Source organism: Helicobacter sp. (assembly GCF_029067145.1).
GTDB lineage: Bacteria > Campylobacterota > Campylobacteria > Campylobacterales > Helicobacteraceae > Helicobacter_D.
In genome coordinates this window covers 1-2,892 of sequence record NZ_JAIEFA010000066.1, presented here as the reverse complement: position 1 = coordinate 2,892, position 2,892 = coordinate 1, and the positions used below count along the sequence as shown (strand labels likewise).

The following is a 2,892-nucleotide window of genomic DNA, read 5'->3' as shown; positions in this document are numbered from 1 at the left end:
GCATTTATATGTTCAAGTGCAATTTACAGAGCAGTTTAATGAGAAAACAAAGGCAAGAAAGGAATTAGAGGATTTGTTAAGTTTTTATCAACCCCATAAACTCAATCAAATTTCAGTAAATAAAATGTTTGTAACAACAAAAGAGGGTGTAAGCTACAAGGATTGTAATAAGCAGATTCCTGAATATGTTGTCGGAACTTGCAAAAGCTATGGAGGAAGCTATTTGATTCAACCTAGTGGTTCAGTGCTCGGTTGTTGTGGAGAATTTTATTTTTATCCACAACTGAAAAACAAGATTCCAAATATTTTTAAGCAAAGCCTAGAGGAATGTAAGAAACAATCCGATTTCTTGTATCTTAACAACCCAATCTTTATTGATTATTGCAAACGCTGCTCTTTGTATGCAGTCAATAATGAAGAAGCTTTAGAAAGAAAGTTTATCCATAATGGTTATTTTGCAATGCAATATGCCACACAAACAAGATATTTTGTAATTCCAGAGTATCTAGCAAGTGTTCCAGAGGATATTCTACTCTTTATGTATGAAAAAGGTTTTATAGGAGAGATAAAGGGGTTTGTAAATACAAAAGAAGCAATCCAAAAGCAAAATCAATCAAATGAAAGGAGAAAATAAAAGTGGGATTTTATAAAGAAGATTATGAGATGATTGAATCTCTATTGGAATCAGGGCGATTAAAAAAAGGCTTTAAGGTATGTGAATTTGGAGCGCAAGATTTATGTGAGGACAGAAATGGAGAAAGAATCTTAAACTCAAATGACAGGATAAGCCCAAAAGGCGTGTATGAATCTTATGGAGCAAAAGAGTATTGTTGTATAGATTTAGAAAGATACCATAATGCTTTGAATTTTGATTTGGGTAAGGATTTCAAAACCGAATATGGATTTGATGAAAAGTTTGATTTAGTAACCTGCAAAGATGTTGGGCATTGGGTATTCAATCAAGAGGCAATGTGGAATAATCTGCATAATTTATGCAAAAAAGGAGGCGTGATTATTTGGCGAAGCCCTTTTGGTGGTGGATTTGCACAAGGTTGTTATGCGTATCATCATTATAAGGTTTTGCAGCTAGTATTTTTTAATAATTATCTGTTGCTTGGTGGATATATCACGGAATATTTGCACGATGTTGCAAACGGCAAGTTTGATAACTTTGATAAAAAACCAGCAGAAAAATTAAAGATGCGTAATGGAGCAGATTTTATTGATGCCGTAGAGGAATATATGGGAAGAGAAGGGTGTTGGAGATATTTACCCTTAAAACAAGGACTTCCTTCTGTGTCATTTGAACTGATGTTTTTAAAGCAAGAGGATAGCCCATTTATCCCACCTTTAACCTATTATGATGAGCCCGAAAGAACGATTACAAGAAATGCAAAAAGTGTCGCACAGAATTGTTGTCCTAAAATCAGTAAAAATAAGGTAGCCATTTTTGGTGCTGCAAGAGCAGGAGGAGTGGCAAATGAATTCGCCAAAGCAAGTGGGCTAAATGTTGCTTGTGTGATTGATGATGTGCAAACAGGCACTGCCAACTTCTGTGCGGGGGGGGGGGGCATAATCGTGTCTTTTAATGAGTTTTTAGAAAAATATCAAAATCAGTGTGATTTTATTTTAGTTGGACCTTATCAGAATGGTAAAATAGAGGGTAGAGATGGGCTTAGGATTCCTGTTTGTAGGCTAGATGGCAGATGGTTTGTGTGAGGAGGGCTGTAATGCACTATTATATTTATCCTAAAAATTGGGACGGAGAGGATATAGTCTTTAATTTGTCGCGATTTGACACAGAAAATACTTATCATTTCATTGACGATAAAGAGGAAACACTTTCGCTCAAAAGCCAAGCAGAGAAAATTAAACAAGATAAGCAAAGTCTTGTTTTGATTGCTTCTAAATATCGTTTTTTTGATTTGGCGGAAAATTTAGAATCTTATGGGATTTCTCATTATGTAGATGGATTAAAATTCTGCGCCTCTAAGCTTAAAATGTATTGTTTAGAAAAAATTACTAAGAGGAATTCGCAAGGCTTGTGTGTGGGATTGCTTGTAACACAGCTTCCGCATTCAGAACATGTGCGCTCCATAATTGAGTCTTTGCGGGCAAAAAATATTCCTTTAGTCTTTATTACGACCACTCAAGCAAGTTTTATAAACTATATGAAAGCTTACCCCGGTGAATGCGTGATTCTATCGCGCTGCGATTTGACAGAACGACTAGACTTTTTAACTGTGGCACATGCGATAACACATTCTTGTAAATTCCATTCTAATGTTATTTCTATCTTGAACCCACAAGGACTTTTAGATCCTGTACAAAACTACTTTTATTTTAGTCGCGAACGAGTGGATTTATTGATTGGTTCGCGTGTGAATTTTGATTATATTTTTTGCCATACAAAAGAAATGTTGGAATTTTATCAAAGCAAATTGGGTTTCTTAGTACATCATCTAAAATTTATTCCCGCAGGCTATCCCAGTTTAGATTCCTATCTCAAAGATTCTTATCAAAACAAAGAATCTAATACAGCACTATTAGCTTTTACTATCAGCAATATTAATCCACAAACAAAAAAAGATGAAACTGGAATCTCTTTTGAGATTCTATGCGATCTTGTGCAGTCTCTTTTACATCATAAGTATAAAGTTGTATTAAGACCGCATCCAGAAAAATGTAAAGCAGTCTTTATGGACGAGCTTGTGAAAAGATTTGAAAATACTAGCGGGGGGGGGGGGAATATTTTTGGTATTTACAAGCCAAAGAATGTAAAAAAAAATATTGGAGCAAGTTTTTGTTATTATTGGACATGGCAGCATTTGATGTCAATTTAAAAAAAAACCGCGCCCACGCAACGCTCATGGATCGAGTATGCCGTCTTTG

General features: G+C 35.2%; 3 protein-coding genes. All 3 read left to right on the top strand.

Going from position 1 to position 2,892, the window contains the following annotated elements:
- Nucleotides 1-634: hypothetical protein (locus K2N75_RS06440; protein WP_300120186.1), on the top strand; the 634-nt coding region annotated here is incomplete at its 5' end.
- A gap of 2 nt (nt 635-636) precedes the next feature.
- Nucleotides 637-1,719 (top strand): class I SAM-dependent methyltransferase, encoded by a 1,083-nt coding sequence (locus tag K2N75_RS06435; protein ID WP_300120184.1) that lies wholly within the window; start codon nt 637-639, stop codon nt 1,717-1,719.
- Between the two features lie 11 nt (nt 1,720-1,730).
- Nucleotides 1,731-2,843: a hypothetical protein gene (locus tag K2N75_RS06430; protein WP_297681693.1), complete on the top strand. Its 1,113-nt coding sequence runs from the start codon at nt 1,731-1,733 to the stop codon at nt 2,841-2,843.
- The last annotated feature ends 49 nt before the right edge of the window (nt 2,844-2,892 follow it).

Excerpts from the sequence above, each read along its gene's own strand:
- K2N75_RS06430 (WP_297681693.1), top strand. The coding sequence starts at position 1,731 with ATGCACTATTATATTTATCCTAAAAATTGGGACGGAGAGGATATAGTC.